The organism is Comamonas sp. NLF-1-9, assembly GCF_019195435.1.
Lineage (GTDB): Bacteria > Pseudomonadota > Gammaproteobacteria > Burkholderiales > Burkholderiaceae_C > Comamonas_C.
In genome coordinates, this window is sequence record NZ_CP078069.1 from 2,157,409 (window position 1) to 2,175,971 (window position 18,563).

Annotated in this window: 22 protein-coding genes; 3 read left to right on the forward strand and 19 right to left on the reverse strand. The window is 64.5% G+C overall.

Going from position 1 to position 18,563, the window contains the following annotated elements; genetic code table 11:
• Positions 1–90: 90 nt before the first annotated feature.
• The 19 genes from secY to KUD94_RS10450 form a co-directional block, all read right to left on the reverse strand.
• Entirely contained in the window at positions 91–1,410 is a 1,320-nt protein-coding gene (gene secY / locus KUD94_RS10360; RefSeq protein WP_146912735.1) for a preprotein translocase subunit SecY, read from the reverse strand.
• A gap of 16 nt (positions 1,411–1,426) precedes the next feature.
• Positions 1,427–1,858 (reverse strand): 50S ribosomal protein L15, encoded by a 432-nt coding sequence (rplO, locus tag KUD94_RS10365; RefSeq protein ID WP_218237134.1) that lies wholly within the window; start codon positions 1,856–1,858, stop codon positions 1,427–1,429.
• Between the two features lie 10 nt (positions 1,859–1,868).
• Entirely contained in the window at positions 1,869–2,051 is a 183-nt protein-coding gene (gene rpmD, locus KUD94_RS10370) for a 50S ribosomal protein L30 (RefSeq protein ID WP_218237135.1), read from the reverse strand.
• Positions 2,052–2,077: 26 nt separating this feature from the next.
• Positions 2,078–2,599, reverse strand: a complete 522-nt coding sequence (gene rpsE, locus KUD94_RS10375; RefSeq protein WP_218237136.1) for a 30S ribosomal protein S5 — start codon at positions 2,597–2,599, stop codon at positions 2,078–2,080.
• Positions 2,600–2,611: 12 nt separating this feature from the next.
• Positions 2,612–2,977: a 50S ribosomal protein L18 gene (gene rplR / locus KUD94_RS10380; protein WP_218237137.1), complete on the reverse strand. Its 366-nt coding sequence runs from the start codon at positions 2,975–2,977 to the stop codon at positions 2,612–2,614.
• A gap of 14 nt (positions 2,978–2,991) precedes the next feature.
• Entirely contained in the window at positions 2,992–3,525 is a 534-nt protein-coding gene (rplF, locus tag KUD94_RS10385; RefSeq protein ID WP_218237138.1) for a 50S ribosomal protein L6, read from the reverse strand.
• 22 nt (positions 3,526–3,547) lie between these two features.
• Positions 3,548–3,943, reverse strand: a complete 396-nt coding sequence (gene rpsH / locus KUD94_RS10390) for a 30S ribosomal protein S8 (RefSeq protein WP_218237139.1) — start codon at positions 3,941–3,943, stop codon at positions 3,548–3,550.
• A gap of 20 nt (positions 3,944–3,963) precedes the next feature.
• The gene (gene rpsN, locus KUD94_RS10395; protein WP_218237140.1) at positions 3,964–4,269 is read right to left on the reverse strand and encodes a 30S ribosomal protein S14; all 306 of its coding nucleotides are present in this window, start codon (positions 4,267–4,269) and stop codon (positions 3,964–3,966) included.
• Positions 4,270–4,277: 8 nt separating this feature from the next.
• Complete coding sequence (gene rplE / locus KUD94_RS10400; RefSeq protein WP_218237141.1) at positions 4,278–4,817, reverse strand: 50S ribosomal protein L5; 540 nt, start codon at positions 4,815–4,817, stop codon at positions 4,278–4,280.
• An 11-nt stretch (positions 4,818–4,828) separates the two neighbouring features.
• Positions 4,829–5,149 (reverse strand): 50S ribosomal protein L24, encoded by a 321-nt coding sequence (gene rplX / locus KUD94_RS10405; protein WP_218237142.1) that lies wholly within the window; start codon positions 5,147–5,149, stop codon positions 4,829–4,831.
• A gap of 12 nt (positions 5,150–5,161) precedes the next feature.
• Entirely contained in the window at positions 5,162–5,530 is a 369-nt protein-coding gene (gene rplN, locus KUD94_RS10410) for a 50S ribosomal protein L14 (RefSeq protein WP_146912725.1), read from the reverse strand.
• Positions 5,531–5,702: 172 nt separating this feature from the next.
• Complete coding sequence (locus tag KUD94_RS14855) at positions 5,703–7,403, reverse strand: methyl-accepting chemotaxis protein (RefSeq protein ID WP_218237143.1); 1,701 nt, start codon at positions 7,401–7,403, stop codon at positions 5,703–5,705.
• Positions 7,404–7,423: 20 nt separating this feature from the next.
• Positions 7,424–9,019, reverse strand: a complete 1,596-nt coding sequence (locus tag KUD94_RS10420) for a glycerol-3-phosphate dehydrogenase/oxidase (protein WP_218237144.1) — start codon at positions 9,017–9,019, stop codon at positions 7,424–7,426.
• Positions 9,020–9,091: 72 nt separating this feature from the next.
• Entirely contained in the window at positions 9,092–10,822 is a 1,731-nt protein-coding gene (locus tag KUD94_RS10425; protein ID WP_218237145.1) for an ABC transporter substrate-binding protein, read from the reverse strand.
• Between the two features lie 90 nt (positions 10,823–10,912).
• The gene (locus tag KUD94_RS10430) at positions 10,913–11,221 is read right to left on the reverse strand and encodes a DUF2160 domain-containing protein (protein ID WP_218237146.1); all 309 of its coding nucleotides are present in this window, start codon (positions 11,219–11,221) and stop codon (positions 10,913–10,915) included.
• Entirely contained in the window at positions 11,221–12,033 is an 813-nt protein-coding gene (locus tag KUD94_RS10435) for a carbohydrate ABC transporter permease (RefSeq protein WP_370625900.1), read from the reverse strand. Before KUD94_RS10435 ends, KUD94_RS10430 begins: the two co-directional genes overlap by 1 nt.
• Before the next feature lie 2 nt (positions 12,034–12,035).
• Positions 12,036–12,923, reverse strand: coding sequence for a carbohydrate ABC transporter permease (locus KUD94_RS10440; RefSeq protein ID WP_218237148.1), 888 nt, complete (start codon positions 12,921–12,923; stop codon positions 12,036–12,038).
• Complete coding sequence (locus KUD94_RS10445) at positions 12,920–13,993, reverse strand: ABC transporter ATP-binding protein (RefSeq protein WP_218237149.1); 1,074 nt, start codon at positions 13,991–13,993, stop codon at positions 12,920–12,922. The genes KUD94_RS10440 and KUD94_RS10445 overlap by 4 nt, the downstream gene beginning before the upstream one ends.
• 2 nt (positions 13,994–13,995) lie before the next feature.
• Complete coding sequence (locus KUD94_RS10450) at positions 13,996–15,096, reverse strand: ABC transporter ATP-binding protein (protein ID WP_218237150.1); 1,101 nt, start codon at positions 15,094–15,096, stop codon at positions 13,996–13,998.
• A 195-nt stretch (positions 15,097–15,291) separates the two neighbouring features.
• On the opposite strand from KUD94_RS10450, the gene KUD94_RS10455 reads away from it, so the two are divergent.
• From KUD94_RS10455 to proC, 3 genes are all read left to right on the forward strand, one after another.
• The gene (locus KUD94_RS10455) at positions 15,292–15,999 is read left to right on the forward strand and encodes a DeoR/GlpR family DNA-binding transcription regulator (protein WP_255569246.1); all 708 of its coding nucleotides are present in this window, start codon (positions 15,292–15,294) and stop codon (positions 15,997–15,999) included.
• Between the two features lie 73 nt (positions 16,000–16,072).
• Positions 16,073–17,596: a glycerol kinase GlpK gene (gene glpK, locus KUD94_RS10460; protein ID WP_218237152.1), complete on the forward strand. Its 1,524-nt coding sequence runs from the start codon at positions 16,073–16,075 to the stop codon at positions 17,594–17,596.
• A gap of 103 nt (positions 17,597–17,699) precedes the next feature.
• Positions 17,700–18,536 carry a pyrroline-5-carboxylate reductase gene (gene proC, locus KUD94_RS10465; protein WP_218237153.1) on the forward strand — a complete coding sequence of 279 codons (837 nt, stop codon included), beginning with the start codon at positions 17,700–17,702 and terminating at the stop codon, positions 18,534–18,536.
• Positions 18,537–18,563 lie beyond the last annotated feature (27 nt).

An 18,563-nucleotide genomic window follows, 5' to 3' on the forward strand; every position in this document is an offset into this window, starting at 1 on the left:
CGGGAGCAGCGCCAACTCTTCAAAGTCTCCGGCCTGCCGCCTTGTGCGTTTTGCAGAACCGGGTATTGTATACGATCACTTCCCATCCGGCTAGCCGTTGATGGTGGTGCGGAAATTCGCCTTCTTCAGCAGCGATTCGTACTGCTGGCTCATCAGATAGCTCTGCACCTGGGACATGAAGTCCATGGTCACGACCACGATGATCAACAGCGAGGTGCCGCCGAAATAGAACGGCACGTTGTAGCGAAGGATCAGGAACTCCGGCAGCAGGCACACCAGGGTGACGTAGATCGCACCGACGAAAGTCAGACGCAGCAGGATCTTGTCGATGTACCTGGCGGTGTTCTCGCCTGGGCGGATGCCCGGAATGAAAGCGCCGCTCTTCTTGAGGTTGTCTGCCGTCTCGCGGCTGTTGAACACCAGTGCCGTGTAGAAAAAGCAGAAGAAGATGATCGCGCCCGCATACATCATCACGTAGATGGGCGAACCCGGCGTGAGCGTGCTTGACAAGTCCTTGAGCCAACGCATGGACTCGCCGGTGCTGAACCAGTTCACCACGGTGGCCGGCAGCAAGATGATGGACGAGGCGAAGATCGGCGGGATCACGCCCGACATGTTCAGCTTCAGCGGCAGGTGCGAGGACTGACCGCCGTAGACCTTGTTGCCCACCTGGCGGCGCGCATAGTTGACCAGGATCTTGCGCTGACCACGCTCGACGTACACCACGAAGTAGGTCACCAGCACCACCAGCGCCACGATGAACAGCGAGATGATGATGCTCATCGCGCCCGTGCGCACCAGCTCCAGCAGACCGCCGAGCGCGCTCGGCAGACCCGCGACGATGCCGCCGAAGATCAGCAGCGAGATGCCGTTGCCCAAGCCGCGTTCGGTCATCTGCTCGCCCAGCCACATGAGGAACATGGAGCCGGCGGTCAGGCTGACCACCGCGGTCACGCGGAAGCTGAAGCCCGGCTCTATCACCAGGCCGGGTGTGCTTTCCAGCGCCACGGCGATGCCCAGCGACTGGAACAGGCACAGCCCGAGCGTGCCGTAGCGCGTGTACTGGGTAATCTTGCGCCGCCCCGACTCCCCTTCCTTGTTCAGCGCTTCGAACGTCGGTATCACGTAGGTCATCAACTGCATGATGATGGCCGCCGAGATGTAGGGCATGATGCCCAGCGCGAAGACGGTGAAGCGCTCCAGCGCACCGCCGGAGAACATGTTGAACAGGTTGAGAATGCCGCCCTGCTGGCTGTTGAACAACTGCGAGAGCTGGTTCGGGTCTATGCCGGGCACGGGAATGTGCGCGCCGATGCGATAGACCACCAGGGCGAGCAGCAGAAATACCAGCCGGCGACGCAGGTCGCCGAACTTGCCGGTCTTTGCCAGCTGGGCCGCGTTGGTAGCCACGATGCGCCCGACTCCCTCAGGCGACGCTGCCGCCGGCGGCTTCGATCGCCGCCTTCGCGCCCGCGGTTGCGCCGACGCCGGTCAGCTTGACTGCCTTGCTCAGGCTGCCGCTGTTGATCACCTTGACCACGCGCACGATCTGGCCGACGAGGCCGGCCTGCTTGAGCGTGGGCAGATCGACCTCGGCGGCGCCCAGGCGCTCGAGTGCAGCCAGAGTGACTTCAGCGTTGTACTTGAGCGAGGCGGACTTGAATCCACGCTTGGGCAGACGGCGCTGCAGTGGCATCTGGCCGCCTTCGAAGCCGACCTTGTGAAAGCCCCCGGAGCGCGACTTCTGACCCTTGTGTCCGCGACCCGCGGTCTTGCCCAGGCCCGAACCGATGCCGCGGCCCACGCGGCGCGGCGCATGCTTGGCGCCGGCAGCGGGCTGGATGGTATTGAGTTTCATGATCGGCCTTTCAGACTATCTTCACCAGGTAGGCGATCTTGTTGATCATGCCGCGCACCTCGGGCGTGTCCTTGAGCTCGCTCACGCTGTTGAGCTTGCGAAGACCCAGCCCGCGCACGGTGGCGCGATGGGATTGCTTGGTGCCTATGGGACTGCGTACCAGTTGCACCTTGAGAGTCTGCTGTGTAGTCACTGTATGCCTCGATTCGGTTGCCGGCATCAGGCGGCGAAGAGGTCTTCGACCGACTTGCCCCGCTTGGCGGCGATTTCCGCCGGCGTCGTGGAGCGTGCCAGCGCGTCGAAGGTGGCGCGCACCATGTTGTAGGGATTGGACGAGCCATGGCTCTTGGCCACGATGTCGGTAATGCCCATGACTTCAAAGACCGCGCGCATCGGGCCGCCGGCGATGATGCCGGTACCCTTGGGGGCCGGTGCCATCATCACCGTGGCGGCGCCATGGCGGCCAACCACGTTGTGGTGGATGGTGCCGTTCTTGAGCGACACCTTGACCATGCGCCGGCGCGCTTCTTCCATGGCCTTCTGCACGGCCGAGGGCACTTCCTTGGACTTGCCCTTGCCCATGCCGACGCGACCATCGCCGTCGCCGACCACGGTGAGGGCGGCAAAACCGAGTATGCGACCGCCCTTGACGACCTTGGTGACGCGATTGATCGCGATCATCTTCTCGCGCAGACCGTCGTCGCGCTCGTCGTTTTGCATCTTGGCTTGAAACTTTGCCATTTTCCGCTCCGCTCAGAACTGCAGACCCGCTTCGCGGGCTGCTTCCGCCAGGGCCTTGACCCGGCCGTGGTAGGCATAACCGGCGCGGTCAAACGCCACCTTCTCGACACCTGCCGCCTTGGCTTTTTCGGCAATGCGCTTGCCGACCACGGTGGCCGCGGCGGCATTGCCGCCCTTGCCTTTGCCGCCCAAGGCTTCGCGCACTTCCTTCTCGGCGCTGGACGCACTGGCCAGCACCTTGGTGCCGCAGCCGGAAATGACGCTGGCGTAGATGTTCAGATTGGTGCGATGCACGGTCAGGCGCACGGCGCCCTGCTGGGCGATGCGGATGCGGGTCTGGCGGGCACGGCGCTGACGCTGCTGTTTCTTGTCTAGCATGATGGTGCAGCTCCTTACTTCTTCTTGGTCTCTTTGATCACGACCGTCTCGTTGGCGTAGCGGATGCCCTTGCCCTTGTAGGGCTCCGGCGGGCGCACGGCGCGGATCTCGGCGGCCAGCTGACCCACGACCTGGCGGTCGGCGCCCTTGAGCACGACCTCGGTCGGCGTCGGGCAGGCCACGCTGATGCCTGCGGGCATGATGAAGTCCACCGGGTGGGAATAACCGACGTTCAGGTTGAGCTTGTTGCCCGAGGCCGTCGCCTTGAAACCCACGCCGATGAGCGTGAGCTTCTTCTCGAAGCCTTGGCTGACGCCAACCACCATGTTGTTGACCAACTGGCGCACGGTGCCGCTCAAGGCATTGGCTTCGCGGCTTTCGTCGGCCGGCGAGAAGCTGAGCTTGCCACCGTCGTTGGCCACCTTGACCAGGGCGTTTTGCGGCACGGACAGCGTGCCACCCGCGCCCTTGACCTGGATGTGGTCGGCGGTAATGGAAACATCCACTCCCGAAGGAATGGCAATTTGTGCTTTGGCTACGCGAGACATTGCGGTATTTCTCCTTTGCGCGTCACGCGACGTAGCACAGCACTTCGCCGCCCACGCCGCTGGCGCGCGCCTTGCGGTCGGTCATCACGCCCTGGGGCGTGGTGACGATGGCCACGCCCAGGCCGTTCATGACCTGCGGAATGGCGTTGCTGCCCTTGTAGACACGCAGGCCGGGGCGGCTGACGCGTTCGATGCGCTCGATCACCGGACGACCGGCGTAGTACTTCAGCGCGATCTGCAGCTCGGACTTGCCGCCTTCGCTCTTGACCTGAAAATCCTCGATGTAACCCTCGTCCTTCAGGACCTGGGCGATGGCCACCTTCACCTTGGAGGCGGGGGCCGACACCGTGGTCTTGGCGACCATCTGGGCGTTGCGGATGCGGGTCAGCAGGTCGGCAATGGGATCACTCATGCTCATGGTTCAACTCCTGCTTGTGCTTACCAGCTCGCCTTGATGACGCCCGGGATGTCGCCGGCAAAGGCGAGTTCCCGCACCTTGGCACGGGCCAGGCCGAACTGGCGGAAGGTGCCGCGCGGGCGTCCGGTCATCTCGCAGCGGTTGCGCTGGCGCGTCGGATTGGCGTTGCGCGGCAGCTTCTGCAGCCCCAGGCGCGCGGCATCGCGCTCTTCGGTGCTGCGCTTGGCGTCGGCGGCAATCGCCTTGAGTTCGGTGTACTTGGCGGCGTACTTGGCAGCCAGCTTCTCGCGCTTGCGTTCACGCTCGATCAAACTTTTCTTGGCCATGCGCTACCTCAGTTCTTGAAGGGGAAACGGAACGCCGCCAGCAGCGCCTTGCATTCGGCGTCGGTCTTGGCGGTAGTGGTGATGCTGACGTTCAGACCACGCAGCGCATCGACCTTGTCGTACTCGATTTCCGGGAAGATGATCTGTTCCTTGACGCCGATGTTGTAGTTGCCACGGCCGTCGAAGGCGCGGCCCGAGACACCGCGGAAGTCGCGCACCCGCGGCAGCGCCACGGTGACGAAGCGGTCCAGGAACTCGTACATGCGCACGCCGCGCAGCGTGACCATGCAGCCGATGGGCTGGCCTTCGCGGATCTTGAAGCCGGCGATGGCCTTCTTGGCCTTGGTGACCACGGGCTTCTGGCCGGCGATCTTGGCGAGGTCCGCCACGGCGTTGTCCATCACCTTCTTGTCCGCGACGGCCTCGCCCACGCCCATGTTGAGCGTGATCTTGGTCAGGCGCGGCACCTCCATCACGGAGCTGTAGCCGAACTTTTCCTTGAGTTCGCCCGCGATCTTCTCGCGGTAGAGTTTTTGCAGTCGTGCCATCTGTATTTACCTCAGGCGGTGGCGATTTCGGCGCCGTTGGACTTGTACACGCGCACGCGCTTGCCGTCGTCCTGCACCTTGATGCCCACGCGATCGGCCTTGCCGGTCTGGGCGTTGAAAATGGCGATGTTGGACTGGTGGATGGGCATGGCCTTTTCGACGATGCCGCCCGTGGTGCCCTTCATCGGGTTGGGCTTGACGTGCTTCTTGACCAGGTTCACGCCCTCGACCAGCAGGTGCGTCTCGCTGGCGCGCGCCGTCACGGTGCCACGCTTGCCCTTGTCGCGCCCGGTCAGGACGATGACCGAGTCACCCTTGCGAATCTTGTTCATGGGAGGCCTCTTTCAGATCACTTCGGGAGCGAGCGACACGATCTTCATGAAACGCTCGGTGCGCAGCTCGCGCGTGACCGGGCCGAAGATGCGGGTGCCGATGGGCTCCAGCTTGGCGTTGAGCAGCACGGCGGCGTTGCCGTCGAACTTGATGAGGGCGCCGTCGCTGCGGCGGATGCCCTTGGCGGTGCGCACTACCACCGCGCTGTAGACCTCGCCCTTCTTGACGCGGCCACGCGGAGCGGCCTCTTTCACGCTCACCTTGATGATGTCACCGACGCTGGCATAGCGGCGCTTGGAACCACCCAGCACCTTGATGCACTGCACGGTCTTGGCGCCGGTGTTGTCGGCAACCTCTAAACGAGATTCTGTCTGGATCATTGCAATATTCCCAACTTGCACCGGCTCGGCCGGACAGTCTTGGGCCCGTCGTCCGCCCTGGCAAATCACTCTGCCGGGGCTTGCCGCTGGGCAAGAAAAGGCTCGTGCGTAAAACACGAAGCCGCTGATTGTAGCGGCATTTTTCGGGTCGTCAAATACCCATTCCGATCTTTTACCGGCGGCCCTGGTCTGTCACGCGTCGGCGCCAGGGAGTCATGCGTGTCAGCACCCCGCCATCATGCCCACCTTGGGCAGCCGCCACACCCGTGTCCGCCTGAATCTCCCGCGCAGATGTCGGCAAAGATGGCAGTGGCGCCGCGCCGTCTGCGTCTGGCACCTTGAACACGGCCACCACTTGCGCCAAGCGTTGCGCCTGGTCGCGCATGGCGGCGGCCGCCGCGCTGGACTGCTCCACCAGAGCAGCGTTTTGCTGCGTCATTCGATCCAGCTCCGCGACCGCACGGTTGACCTGGCCCAAGCCATCACGCTGTTCGGCGCTGGCGGCGGTGATTTCGCCCATCAAGTCGCTGACCCGCCGAACACTGGAAACAATGTCCTGCATGCTTTGTCCCGCCTGCGCGACTTGCCCCGACCCGGTCTGCACATCCTGAACGCTCGCATTGATCAAGCCCTTGATCTCCTTGGCGGCTTCGGCGCTGCGTTGAGCCAGTGTGCGCACTTCTCCCGCGACCACGGCAAAACCACGGCCCTGCTCACCGGCGCGCGCCGCCTCGACAGCGGCGTTCAGCGCGAGAATGTTCGTCTGAAAGGCGATGCCATCAATCACGCCGATGATGTCCGCGATCTTGCTGCTTGACCCGGTGATCCGCTCCATACTGGTGATGACCTGAGCAACCACCTCGCCTCCATGCTGGGCCACATTGACCGCCTGGCTTGCCAACTGGTTCGCCTGCACCGCCGTCTCCGACGACTGCGTTACCGTGGCGGTCAACTCTTCCAGGCTGGAAGCTGTCTGTTGAAGATTCGCCGCCGTCTGTTCCGTGCGCACCGACAGATCGTTGTTTCCCGTGGCAATGTCGTGCGCTGCGGCATTGACCGAGTCAACACCCTGACGCACTTCGCTCACCACTTCGCGCAGACGAGAGGCCATGTTTCCCAAGGATCGCAACATCGATCCAAATTCGTCACCTCGGACTGCCTGGGTCACGGCCACGAGATCGCCATGGGCTATGGCGTCCATGCCCCCTCTCGCCTGGCGCAGAGGCTCCGTGATCGAGACGACCAGCAGGCGAGCCAGCCACAGCACGAGAAGGAGCACCACCGCCGCACCCACCCAGGTGGAAATGATCAAGGCGTGGCGCCTGGTCCGCGCCTGCTCCCGGATGTCGAGGCTGTGCTGCGCCAGGATCTTGATGAATTCATCCTGATCCACAAGATAGCGCTGCACCAGCGGTGCCAACTGCTCGTCGGCGAAATTCTGGGTTTCCGCGACGTCGCCTTCGCCCTTGAGATCCCAGGCCTTCGCCGTTGCAGCCGTCACCTTGCCGTAGCCGTCCTCGATTTTGGTCAGTGCCGCCTTTTCAACCGGATCCACGGTGGAGGCAACTATCGATTGCCGCAGGCGATCGGCGTTCGCGGTCGCCTTCTCGATCTTGATTTCGTACTGCTGCGCCAAAACGGCGTCCGATGTCACCGCCGCCCCCATGACGAGCATGGTGGCAATTTCCGTGGACCCCCGCCATCGAGACGCCTGGGCGATGCGCTGCTCGATCTTCGCCACGCTGTCGACGGTCTCGTCCATGACGTGAATCATGCGATTGAGCGCCAATCCAGCCCCCGCCGCCAGGATCAGCACCGTCGCCAGCAGCACGAACCAGAGCTTGCGCCCTACCTGAACATCATTGAGTCTCATGGGTCAGCTCCGCCATGCACCTAGGGAACGGCGGCATATTGAGCCGCCAGCAATTCGAAGGCCTGCAATCCGACATCCTCCCGATTCAATTCCTGCTGGAGCACGTGAGCCACGTGCGGCGCGACCCGACCTGACAATCGGGCATCCAGAAACAACAAACGCACGCGGCGCGCCAACACGTCTTCCACGGTGCGCGCATATTCTTCGCGCGCCGCATGGCGCACCATCGCCTCTGTCAGGCCAGGCGAAATTTCGACGTCGGCGCCAGGCAGCGCCTGGACTCTGGCTTCGTCGCTCCCGTAAATGTGCATGCCCTGCGGCCGATGCAGGCCGGCGCACTGGCTGACCGGCAGAGCACCAGCCAACGCGAGCGAGGCCGTCACCCCGGCGGGCCTGCATGGCAGCAAATCGGCCTCCATGCATTTTTCCAGCACGTCCTCGGCGATGGCCCGATAGGTTGTCCACTTTCCTCCGGTGACCGTGACCAACCCACTGCTGCTGGTGAGCACCGCATGCTCGCGGCTCAATGCCTTCGTGTTTTCGCCGTCGTCGCTGGAGGGTTTGACTAGCGGTCTCAGCCCGACCCAGATGCTGCGCACGTCCGCAGCAGTGGGCGCCTTGCGCAGATAGCGCGCCGACTCGGCGAGAATGAGGGACACCTCCTCGAATCTGGCGCGCGGCTCGCGGTCCATGTCATGCCGCAGACTGTCGGTAGTGCCCAGGATCACCTTCCCCAACCACGGCACGGCGAACATGACGCGGCCATCCCTTGTCTTGGGCACCATGAGCGCATGATCGGACGCCAGAAATTCCCGATCGACCACAAGGTGGACGCCCTGACTCGGAGCCACGATGGGCGCGCGCTTCTGACCCACGATCTCCCCGTCCCTCTGACGCAGGCGATCCACCCAGACGCCCGTTGCATTGACGACGCAACGAGCTTGAATTTTGTAGCGGCGACCGGTCTCCGCATCCTCGCAGACGACACCGCGGACTCTTGATTCCTCATAGAGGAGATCGATGACGGGACAGTAATTGACCACGAGGGCGCCGTGCGCCTGCGCGGTGCGCGCGAGCGCCAGCGCCAGGCGGGCATCGTCGAACTGGCCATCCCAGTACTTGATGCCCCCTTTCAGGCCGTCGGGTGCCACGGTGGGCAGATCCCGCAACACCTGGGCACGGTCAAGAAATTGCGTGTGCCCCAGCCCCGCGTTGCCCGCGAGCACATCGTAGGCGGTGAGGCCCGCACCGTAAAAAGGTTTTTCCCACCATTGGTAGGAGGGCATGATGAACGCCAGGGGCTGTGCAAGATGGGGCGCATTGCGCAACAGGATGGCACGCTCGCGCAAGGCTTCACGCACGAGAGAGATGTTGCCTTGCGCCAGATAGCGCACGCCGCCATGCACCAGCTTGGTCGCGCGCGAGGATGTGCCCTTGGCGAAATCGTGCGATTCCAGCAGCACGACGCTCAATCCCCGCGCCGCCGCATCCAGCGCTACGCCCAGTCCTGTTGCTCCGCCACCGACCACGATCAAGTCGCAAGTCTGGCGTTGCTCCAGTTGTTCCAGCAACCAGCTGCGTTGATCGGGCACGGGGAGCGTTGACGAAGCGTTCATGATGGAGCTTGAGCGGCCCAAGGCCCGACCCATTCGCCGGCGCCTTGGGATGTCCAAGAAGTCAGACAAGAATTACCGGGTCTTCCCGTCTTTCCACGCCTGCAGCAAGGCGTCGTAGTTGATGGTTTCACCCTTTGGTTTTTCGTTGGCCAGCTTCTTCCACGGCGCGTGCGCGTCGCTCAGCCACTTGCCGGGATCGCTCTTGGGGTTGAGTTTGGGCGCGCAATGCTCCATTCCGGCGCGCTGCAAACGCGCCATGACATCGTCCATTTCCTTGGCCAGGTTGTCCATGGCAGCCTGCGGCGTCTTCTCGCCCGTGACGGCCTGGGCCACGTTCTTCCACCACAGCTGGGCAAGCTTCGGGTAGTCGGGCACGTTGGTGCCGGTGGGCGACCATGCCACGCGCGCCGGGCTGCGGTAGAACTCGACCAGACCGCCGAGCTTGGGCGCGGCGTCGGTCATGGCCTGGGACTGGATGTCGCTTTCGCGGATCGGGGTCAGGCCCACCAGGGTCTTCTTGAGCGAGGTGGTCTTGGCAGTCACGAACTGGGCGTACAGCCAGGCGGCCGCCGTCTTGTTGGCGTCATGGCCCTTGAAGAAGGACCAGGAGCCGACATCCTGATAGCCGTTTTGCATGCCCTGCTTCCAGTACGGGCCGTTGGGGCCGGGGGCCATGCGCCACTTGGGCGTGCCGTCGGCGTTCACCACTGGCAGGCCGGGCTTGGTCATGTCGGCGGTGAAGGCCGTGTACCAGAAGATCTGCTGCGCGATCTGGCCCTGGGCGGGCACGGGGCCGGCTTCGCCGAAGGTCATGCCCATGGCTTCCTTGGGCGCGTACTTCTTCATCCAGTCCACGTACTTGGTGAGCGCATAAACGGCGGCAGGCGAGTTGGTAGCGCCGCCACGGGCCACGCTGGCGCCCACGGGAGTGCACTTGTCGTCAGCGACGCGAATGCCCCATTCGTCGATGGGCAGGCCGTTGGGCGCTCCGATGTCGGCAGCGCCGGCCATGGACAACCAGGCGTCGGTGAAGCGCCAGCCCAGCGACGGATCCTTCTTGCCGTAGTCCATGTGACCGTAAATGGGCTTGCCGTCGATTTCCTTGACGTCGTCGGTGAAGAATTCGGCGATGTCCTCGTAGGCGCTCCAGTTCAGCGGCACGCCCAGATCGTAGCCATACTTGGCCTTGAACTTGTCCTTGAGGTCCTGACGGGCAAAGAGGTCTGCGCGGAACCAGTACAGGTTGGCGAACTGCTGATCAGGCAACTGATAGAGTTTGCCGTCGGGTGCGGTGGTGAACTTGGTGCCGATGAAGTCGCCGATATCCAGGCCCGGGTTGGTCCACTCCTTGCCCGCTCCCGCCATGTAGTCGGTGAGGTTCATCATCTTCCCGTAGCGGTAGTGCGTGCCGATGAGGTCGGAGTCGCTGATCCAGCCGTCGTAGATGCTCTTGCCCGACTGCATGGAGGTCTGCAGCTTCTCGACCACGTCGCCTTCCTGGATCAGGTCGTGCTTGACCTTGATGCCCGTGATCTCCTCGAAGGCCTTGGCCAGGGTCTTGGATTCGTACTCGTGCGTGGTGATGGTTTCGGAGACAACCGAAATTTCCTTGACGCCCTTGGCCTGCAGCTTCTGGGCGGCGTCGATGAACCATTTCATCTCCGCCATTTGCTGATCCTTGTTCAGCGTGGAGGGCTGGAATTCGGCGTCGATCCATTTCTTTGCTGCAGCCTCGTCGGCCCAGGCGGCCGTGCCCGCCAGCAGCGCGGCCGCCAGTGCGACCACTTTCATCTGTACTTTCATGTTTCGCGTCTCCTAGTGAGCACTCCCCGAAGAACGAAAAGCACCCTGACCACGGGGAGGAGCGGGCCAGGGGACTGGTGGTGAACCGGCTCAACCCTTGCGCATGACCCCGGCCAGCAGGCCCATGGACACGACAAAGCTGATCCAGACACTGGGCACTGTCTCAAGGGAGAGGCTCTCCTGCATCCATTCACCCAGGCCGACCCAGGCGAGATTGACGTAGGCCGCGAGGAGCAGGCCGATGAACAGGCGGTCGCCGCGTGTTGTGGCGATCGGCAGCCAGCCCTTGCGCAGTACCGACGGGGATTTGATCTCCCACAGGGTCATGACCATGAGCATGAGCAGCACGCAGATGAAGAACACCGCAGTGGGAGTGGTCCAGACCATCCAGCCAAACATCACACCCTCCCCATGGCAAAGCCCTTGGCGATGTAGTTGCGCACGAACCAGATCACCAGCGCGCCGGGAATGATGGTGAGCGTGCCAGCGGCGGCGAGCGTCGCCCAATCCATGCCAGAGGCGGAGACGGTGCGTGTCATCGTCGCCACGATGGGTTTGGCGTTGACGCTGGTGAGCGTGCGCGCCATCAACAATTCGACCCAGGAGAACATGAAGCAGAAGAAGGCCGCCACGCCCACGCCGGCCTTGACCAGCGGCAGGAAAACGGTGAGGAAGAAGCGCGGGAAGGAGTAGCCGTCGATGTAGGCGGTTTCGTCGATTTCACGCGGGATGCCGCTCATGAAGCCTTCCAGTATCCAGACGGCCAGCGGCACGTTGAACAGCATGTGCGCGAGGGCCACCGCAATGTGCGTGTCGATCAGGCCCAGCGTGGTGTAGAGCTGGAAGAAAGGCAGCAGAAACACCGCGGGCGGCGTCATGCGGTTGGTAAGCAGCCAGAAGAAGACGTGCTTGTCGCCAAGGAAGTGGTAGCGCGAGAAGGCATAGGCGGCCGGCAAGGCCACCGCCACCGATATCACCGTGTTCAGGCAGACGTAGATCAGGCTGTTGATGTAGCCCGAATACCAGGAAGGATCGGTGAAGATGGTGTGGTAGCTGGCCCAGGTGAGCGCCTGTGGCCACAGGCTGAACTGCGAGAGGATTTCCTCGTTGGTGCGCAGACTCATGTTGGCCATCCAGTAGATGGGCAGCAGCGCGAAGATGAAGTAGGCGATGAGGAAGAAGGGCCGCCAGCTCGGGCGCCAGGTGCGCATGCTCATGGTGCACTCCCTTGCCTGTCCTTGGTGCCCACGCGCTGCATCCAGTTGTAGAGGATGAAGCAGAGCATCAGGATGATGAGGAAATAGATCAGCGAGAAGGCGGCCGCGGGGCCGAGGTCAAACTGGCCGACGGCCTTCTGCGTGAGGTATTGCGACAAGAAAGTGGTTGCGCTGCCGGGCCCGCCGCCCGTGAGCACGAAGGGCTCGGTGTAAATCATGAAGCTGTCCATGAAGCGCAGCAGCACGGCAATCATCAGCACCGCACGCATCTTGGGCAGTTGGATGTAACGAAACACCGCCCAGCGGCTCGCGCCGTCGATGCGCGCCGCCTGGTAGTACGCATCCGGAATGCTGCGCAGGCCGGCGTAGGCGAGCAGCGCCACCAGCGGCGTCCAGTGCCACACGTCCATGGCAAGCACGGTCAGCCAGGCGTGCGTGGCGTTGCCGGTGTAGTCGTAGTCGATGCCCAGCACCTGCAGGGTATGGCCCAGCAAACCGATGTCGGCACGCCCGAAGATCTGCCAGATGGTGCCCACGACGTTCCAGGGAATGAGCAGCGAGAGCGCGACGATGACCAAGGTGACCGAGGCTTTCCAGCCCTTTTCGGGCATGGACAGGGCCAGCACGATGCCAAGGGGGATTTCGACGGCAAGTACCGCCAGCGAGAAGCGGATCTGGTTCCAGAGCGCGTCGTGCAGGTCGGCGTCGCGCATCACGTTGGCGAACCACTCGGTGCCTACGAACACGCGCCGGTCGGGGCTGATGATGTCCTGCACCGAGTAGTTGACTACCGTCATGAAGGGGACGATGGCCGAGAAGGCGACGCAGACAATGACCGGCAGCACCAGCCACCAGGCCTTCTGGTTGACGGGTTTTTCTGTCATGCGACCAACTCCTCGTTGCGGTACAGGCAGGTGAACGCACTCAGCAGTACCAGGCCGGTGACGGTGCCAGGCGCAGGCGGCACCACATCGGCGGCGCAGCGCGCCTTGAGCCGCGTCTCACCAATGCGGCAGCTGAGCATCCAGTGCGTGCCCTGGTCTTGCGTGTGTTCGACGATCGCGGCGGCAGCGCCGGGCGTGTCGCTGGCCGCAAGAGTCAGGTGCTCGGGGCGAATACCCAGTTTGAGCGGTCCGTCGGCCAGATTCGCGGGCGCTGCGCCCAATGCGTGCTGCGCGAGCCAGATCTGGCCGCCGCGCACGGCGACGTCGACGAAGTTCATGCCGGGCGAACCGATGAAGTGTCCGACGAAGGTGTGCGCGGGGCGCTCGAACAATTGCTCGGGTGTGCCCGCCTGCACCACGCGGCCGCGCGCCATGACCACCACCTGGTCGGCAAAGGTCAGGGCTTCCACCTGATCGTGCGTGACGTAGATCAGCGTGAGCTTGAGTTCGTGGTGAATCTGCTTGAGCTTGCGTCTGAGCTTCCATTTCAGATGCGGATCGATCACGGTGAGCGGCTCGTCGAACAGCACGGCGGCCACGTCGGGGCGCACCAGGCCGCGCCCGAGCGAGATCTTCTGCTTTTCGTCGGCCGACAGGCCGGCCGCGCGCCGGTCAAGCTGGTGGCTCATCTCCAGCATTTCGGCGATCTGGCCCACACGCTCCTTGATGCGCGCTAGCGGCACCCCGCGGTTCTTCAACGGAAAGGCGAGGTTCTGCGCCACCGTCATGGTGTCGTAGATCACGGGGAACTGGAACACCTGGGCAATGTTGCGCTGCTGGGGCGAGGCGTGCGTGACGTCGACACCATCAAAGCGCACCGTGCCGCTGGACGGCGCCAGCAGGCCGGAGATGATGTTGAGCATGGTGGTCTTGCCGCAGCCCGAGGGGCCGAGCAGCGCGTAGGCGCCGCCGTCCTCGAAGCTCATCTTCAGCGGCAGCAGCGCGTAGTCCTCGTCACCGCGCGGGTCGCTGCGGTAGGAATGGGCCAGGTCCAGGTCGATGCGGGCCATGCTCAGCCCTCCTGTCCGGTGCGGGCCGGGGCATGCATGAGCGCGCCGGAATCGTCAAAAACATAGACGTCGGCAGCGCTCAGGTACAAGGTGATGGACTGCCCCAGCGTGAAGTGGTGCACCCCGGGCAATTGGGCGACCAGCTCGCCGACGGCGGAGCTGGCATAGATGTAGGTATCGGAGCCGGAGATCTCCGCCAGTTCCACCCGCCCGGGCAGAGGCAGTGCCTGCGCCTGAGCGCTCAGGTGCAAGGCGCTGGCGCGCACGCCCAGGGTGACGGTCTTGCGGGTCTGGCCGATGCCATCGCGGGCCTGCGCCAGCTTCAGCGTCAGGCTGAGGCCGCCGGGCAGGCGCACGCCGTCCGGCAGGCGTTCGCCGGTGATGAGGTTCATCGGCGGGTCGCTGAAGGCGCGCGCCACCTGAACGGAATCGGGGCGGTGAAACACTTGGGCAGTGGGGCCGTATTGCAGCAGCCGCCCTTCATGCAGTACGGCGGTGTAGCCGCCCAGCAACAGGGCTTCGCCCGGTTCTGTAGTGGCATAGACCACGGTCGATTCGCCAGCGGCGAACAACTGCGTCAGCTCTTCGCGCAATTCCTCGCGCAGCTTGTAGTCCAGATTGACCAAGGGCTCGTCCAGCAGCATCAGCGGCGCCTGCTTGGCCAAAGCCCGCGCCAGCGCCACGCGCTGCTGCTGGCCGCCGGAGAGCTCTGCCGGCAGGCGCTGCAGCAAGGCTTCGATATGCAGGCGCTCGGCCAGTTCGCTCACCCGCGCGTCGATCTCGCTGCGGGCGGCTCCGCGCAGGCGCAGCGGCGCGGCAATGTTTTGCGCCACGGTCAGCGAGGGGTAATTGATGAATTGCTGATAGACCATGGCGACGTTGCGCTCGCGCACCGGCAGGCCGGTCACGTCCTTGCCATCTACCAGCACACGTCCGCCGCTGGGCGCATCCAGCCCGGCCATCAGACGCATCAGGCTGGTCTTGCCTGCGCGCGTAGCCCCTAGCAGCACGGTCACGCAGTGTTCGGCGAGAGCCAGTGTCAGCGGCGCGATCCACGTCTCCTGCCCGACGCGCTTGCTCACCTGCTCTAGCACCAGTTGCATTGCTTCCTTCCCCGCAGGCCGACGTGCCCGCATCTGAAGTGTTTCGCTATTTTTCTATTATTTTCTAATTTGATCGAAATGCATGGGTAATTACCCCTAGATTTGTTCGTTTTCGTTCGCATTACAGTCTCGGGGGTGAAGGATCTGAACCCCCGTCAAGTCAAGCTGCTGGAAGCCGTGCGTGTTCGCGGCGCGATGCAGGTGGAAGCGCTGGCCCATGAGTTGGGCGTGACGCTGCAAACCATACGGCGGGATGTGCAGCGCCTTGCCGACAAGGGGGTGCTGGCGCGCTTTCACGGCGGCGTGCGGCTACCGGGCTCGACCACAGAGAACCTGGCGCATGCGCAGCGCCAGGCGCTGCACGCCGACGCCAAGCGCCATATTGCAGAGGCGGTAGCGCGCGATGTGCCCGACGGCAGCTCGCTCTTGATCAACATCGGCACTACCACGGAGGCGGTGGCGCAGGCGCTGCTGCAGCGGAACAACCTGCGCGTGATCACCAACAACCTGAACGTGGCGACGGTGCTCTGCGGCAATCCGACGCACGAGGTGATCGTGGCCGGCGGCGTGGTGCGCGGGCGCGACCGGGGCGTGGTCGGCGGCGCGGCAGTCGACTTCATCAGGCAGTTTCGCGTGGACATCGGCATCATCGGCATCTCGGGCATTGAGGTCGACGGCAGCCTGCGCGACTACGATCTGCGCGAGGTGCAGGTAGCGCAGACCATCATCGCCCAATCGCGCGAGGTCTGGCTGGTGGCCGACGCCAGCAAGTTCAACCGGCCGGCAATGGCGGGGGTGGGCAAACTCGCGCAAATCGACCGGCTCTATACCAGCGCGGCGCCACAGGCGCCTTTTGACCGCCTGCTTGAGGAGGCCGGCGTGGACTGCAGAATCTGTAGCTGAGGGCGGGACACCAGGCCATGGTTCAAGCGGCATGTCGCGCGCGGATCCCCAGCCCCGCAGGAAACGAGAGACCATGAAAACCTATCTTCTCGCGCTCGACCAGGGAACTTCCAGTTCACGCAGCATCCTGTTTGACCGTGACGGCCATATCGTGGCCATCGCGCAGCAGGAGCTGCCGCAGATCTATCCACTCCCCGGCTGGGTCGAGCACGACCCGATGCAGATCTGGCACACCCAGCTGGCCACGGCGCGCGAGGTGCTGGCACGCGCAGGGGTGAGTGCGGCGCAGCTGGCAGCCATAGGCATCACCAACCAGCGCGAGACCACGGTCGTCTGGGATCGGCGCAGCGGAGAGCCGGTACACCATGCCATCGTCTGGCAAGACCGGCGCGCCGAAGCCACCTGCGCGCGCCTGCGCGAGGCGGGTTTGTCGCAACATGTACGCGAACGCACCGGGCTGATCATCGACGCGTACTTTTCCGCTACCAAGCTGCACTGGATACTGCAACACGTGCCAGGCGCACGCGAGCGCGCCGAGCGGGGCGAACTGGCGTTTGGCACGGTAGACAGCTGGCTGATCTGGCAGCTCACCGGGGGCCACGAGGCCAGCACGCGCGCCGGCGCCCGCCACGTGACCGACGTGAGCAACGCCGCGCGCACCATGCTGTTTGACGTGCACGCCAACCGCTGGGACGAGAAACTGCTGGCGGCGCTGAAGATTCCGCCAGCCATGCTGCCCCAGGTGCTGCCCTCCAGCGGCGAATTCGGCCACACCAGCGCCGACCTGCTGGGCGCGCCGGTGCTGATCGGCGGCGCGGCGGGCGACCAGCAGGCGGCGCTGTTCGGCCAGGCCTGCTTTTCTGCCGGCATGGCCAAGAACACCTATGGCACGGGCTGCTTCATGCTGATGCACACCGGGCAGAGCTTCCAGACCTCGGCCAACGGCCTGATCACCACCGCAGCGGCGCAGCCCGGCGCGCAGGTGCAGTACGCGCTGGAGGGCAGCGTCTTCGTCGGCGGCGCAGTGGTGCAGTGGCTGCGCGACGGGCTGCACGCGATCAAGGCGAGCAGCGAAGTGCAGCAGTTGGCCGAAAGCGTGCCCGACTCGGGCGGCGTGGTCTTCGTGCCCGCCTTCACCGGCCTGGGCGCGCCCTACTGGACGCCGGACGCGCGCGGCAGCATCACGGGACTGACGCGCGGCAGCACCATTGCGCACATTGCGCGCGCGGCGCTCGAATCGATTGCCTACCAGAGCGCGGCGCTGCTGGCTGCCATGGGGCGCGACGCCGTGGCCGCTGGCGGCCAGCCGGTGCGCGAGCTGCGCGTGGACGGCGGCGCCTGCGTGAACGATTTGCTGATGCAATTCCAGACCGATTTGCTCGGCATTCCCGTGGTGCGCCCGCAGTGCGTGGAAACCACCGCGCTGGGCGCGGCCTATCTGGCGGGCCTGGCCGCAGGGGTGTATGCCAGCCTGGAAGAGCTCTCGGCGCAGTGGCGGGTGCAGCGGCGCTTCACCCCGCAGATGCCGCCCGAGCGCGCGGCCGAGCTGATGGCACGCTGGGAGCATGCGGTAGCGCAGACCCGGCTGACGCAATAAATTTCATAGCTGTCCGCGCATGCCAACATTGAGTTCATGATAGATATTCTTCTAAAAACCCTATAGATACAGCGCGAGATGCTCTCTTTTTGAAAGGCCACCCATGACATCCACCCAAGCCCCCTTGATCGCCTGCATAGGCGGCGGCAACATGGCCAGCGCGATTCTGGGCGGCCTGCTCGGCCAGGGCCTGGCGGCAGAGCAGGTGACGGTGGTCGAACCCTCCGAGGCCGCACGCGCTGCGCTGCACCAGCGCTACGGCCTGCAGAGCGCGCCCGACGCGCTGGCCGTGGCGCCGGCGCTCGCGCACGCCGATCTGGTGCTCTGGGCGGTCAAGCCGCAGGTTTTTCGCGCCGCCGCCGAGCCAGTGGCGCCGCACGTGGGCGCGGCGCTGCACCTGAGCGTGGCCGCCGGCATTCCCACCGACAGCATCGCGCGCTGGCTGGGCACCGGGCGCATCGTGCGCGCCATGCCCAATACGCCGGCGCTGATCGGACAAGGCATCAGCGGCCTGTTTGCCCGCCCCGAGGTGAGCGAGGCCGACAAGGCCTTGATCGAGCGCGTCATGGCCAGCACCGGCCAGTCGCTGTGGGTGCACAGTGAGGCGCAGCTCGACGCGGTGACCGCGCTCTCGGGCTCGGGCCCGGCCTATGTGTTCTTTTTCCTCGAAGCCATGATGCAGGCCGGCCAGGAGATGGGCCTGAGCGCAGCGCACTGCCGCCAGCTGGCCCTGGCCACCTTCGGCGGCGCCACCGAGCTGGCGCGGCGCGCCGATGAATCCCCGGCAGAGCTGCGCGCGCGCGTGACCAGCGCCGGCGGCACCACGCACGCGGCCATCACGCATCTGCAGCAGCAGCGGGTGGACGCGCACTTCATCGCCGCGCTCAAGGCCGCGCAGGCCAGGGCCGGGGAGCTGGCGGCCGAGTTCGGCAAGGACTGAGCAGCAAAGGCCTGCGCTCGCCGGGCG

What these genes read in the sequence shown, in the direction of transcription:
- rplO (WP_218237134.1), bottom strand. Translation starts at nt 1,858, where the DNA reads ATGAAACTCAATACCATCCAGCCCGCTGCCGGCGCCAAGCATGCGCCG.
- rplR (WP_218237137.1), bottom strand. Translation starts at nt 2,977, where the DNA reads ATGCTAGACAAGAAACAGCAGCGTCAGCGCCGTGCCCGCCAGACCCGC.
- KUD94_RS10440 (WP_218237148.1), bottom strand. Translation starts at nt 12,923, where the DNA reads ATGACAGAAAAACCCGTCAACCAGAAGGCCTGGTGGCTGGTGCTGCCG.
- KUD94_RS10455 (WP_255569246.1), top strand. Translation starts at nt 15,292, where the DNA reads ATGCAGGTGGAAGCGCTGGCCCATGAGTTGGGCGTGACGCTGCAAACC.
- KUD94_RS10445 (WP_218237149.1), bottom strand. Translation starts at nt 13,993, where the DNA reads ATGGCCCGCATCGACCTGGACCTGGCCCATTCCTACCGCAGCGACCCG.
- rpsN (WP_218237140.1), bottom strand. Translation starts at nt 4,269, where the DNA reads ATGGCCAAGAAAAGTTTGATCGAGCGTGAACGCAAGCGCGAGAAGCTG.
- KUD94_RS14855 (WP_218237143.1), bottom strand. Translation starts at nt 7,403, where the DNA reads ATGAGACTCAATGATGTTCAGGTAGGGCGCAAGCTCTGGTTCGTGCTG.
- rplF (WP_218237138.1), bottom strand. Translation starts at nt 3,525, where the DNA reads ATGTCTCGCGTAGCCAAAGCACAAATTGCCATTCCTTCGGGAGTGGAT.
- glpK (WP_218237152.1), top strand. Translation starts at nt 16,073, where the DNA reads ATGAAAACCTATCTTCTCGCGCTCGACCAGGGAACTTCCAGTTCACGC.
- KUD94_RS10420 (WP_218237144.1), bottom strand. Translation starts at nt 9,019, where the DNA reads ATGAACGCTTCGTCAACGCTCCCCGTGCCCGATCAACGCAGCTGGTTG.
- rpsE (WP_218237136.1), bottom strand. Translation starts at nt 2,599, where the DNA reads ATGGCAAAGTTTCAAGCCAAGATGCAAAACGACGAGCGCGACGACGGT.
- rplX (WP_218237142.1), bottom strand. Translation starts at nt 5,149, where the DNA reads ATGAACAAGATTCGCAAGGGTGACTCGGTCATCGTCCTGACCGGGCGC.
- KUD94_RS10425 (WP_218237145.1), bottom strand. Translation starts at nt 10,822, where the DNA reads ATGAAAGTACAGATGAAAGTGGTCGCACTGGCGGCCGCGCTGCTGGCG.
- rpsH (WP_218237139.1), bottom strand. Translation starts at nt 3,943, where the DNA reads ATGAGCATGAGTGATCCCATTGCCGACCTGCTGACCCGCATCCGCAAC.
- rplN (WP_146912725.1), bottom strand. Translation starts at nt 5,530, where the DNA reads ATGATCCAGACAGAATCTCGTTTAGAGGTTGCCGACAACACCGGCGCC.
- KUD94_RS10435 (WP_370625900.1), bottom strand. Translation starts at nt 12,033, where the DNA reads ATGCGCACCTGGCGCCCGAGCTGGCGGCCCTTCTTCCTCATCGCCTAC.
- KUD94_RS10450 (WP_218237150.1), bottom strand. Translation starts at nt 15,096, where the DNA reads ATGCAACTGGTGCTAGAGCAGGTGAGCAAGCGCGTCGGGCAGGAGACG.
- proC (WP_218237153.1), top strand. Translation starts at nt 17,700, where the DNA reads ATGACATCCACCCAAGCCCCCTTGATCGCCTGCATAGGCGGCGGCAAC.
- KUD94_RS10430 (WP_218237146.1), bottom strand. Translation starts at nt 11,221, where the DNA reads ATGTTTGGCTGGATGGTCTGGACCACTCCCACTGCGGTGTTCTTCATC.
- rplE (WP_218237141.1), bottom strand. Translation starts at nt 4,817, where the DNA reads ATGGCACGACTGCAAAAACTCTACCGCGAGAAGATCGCGGGCGAACTC.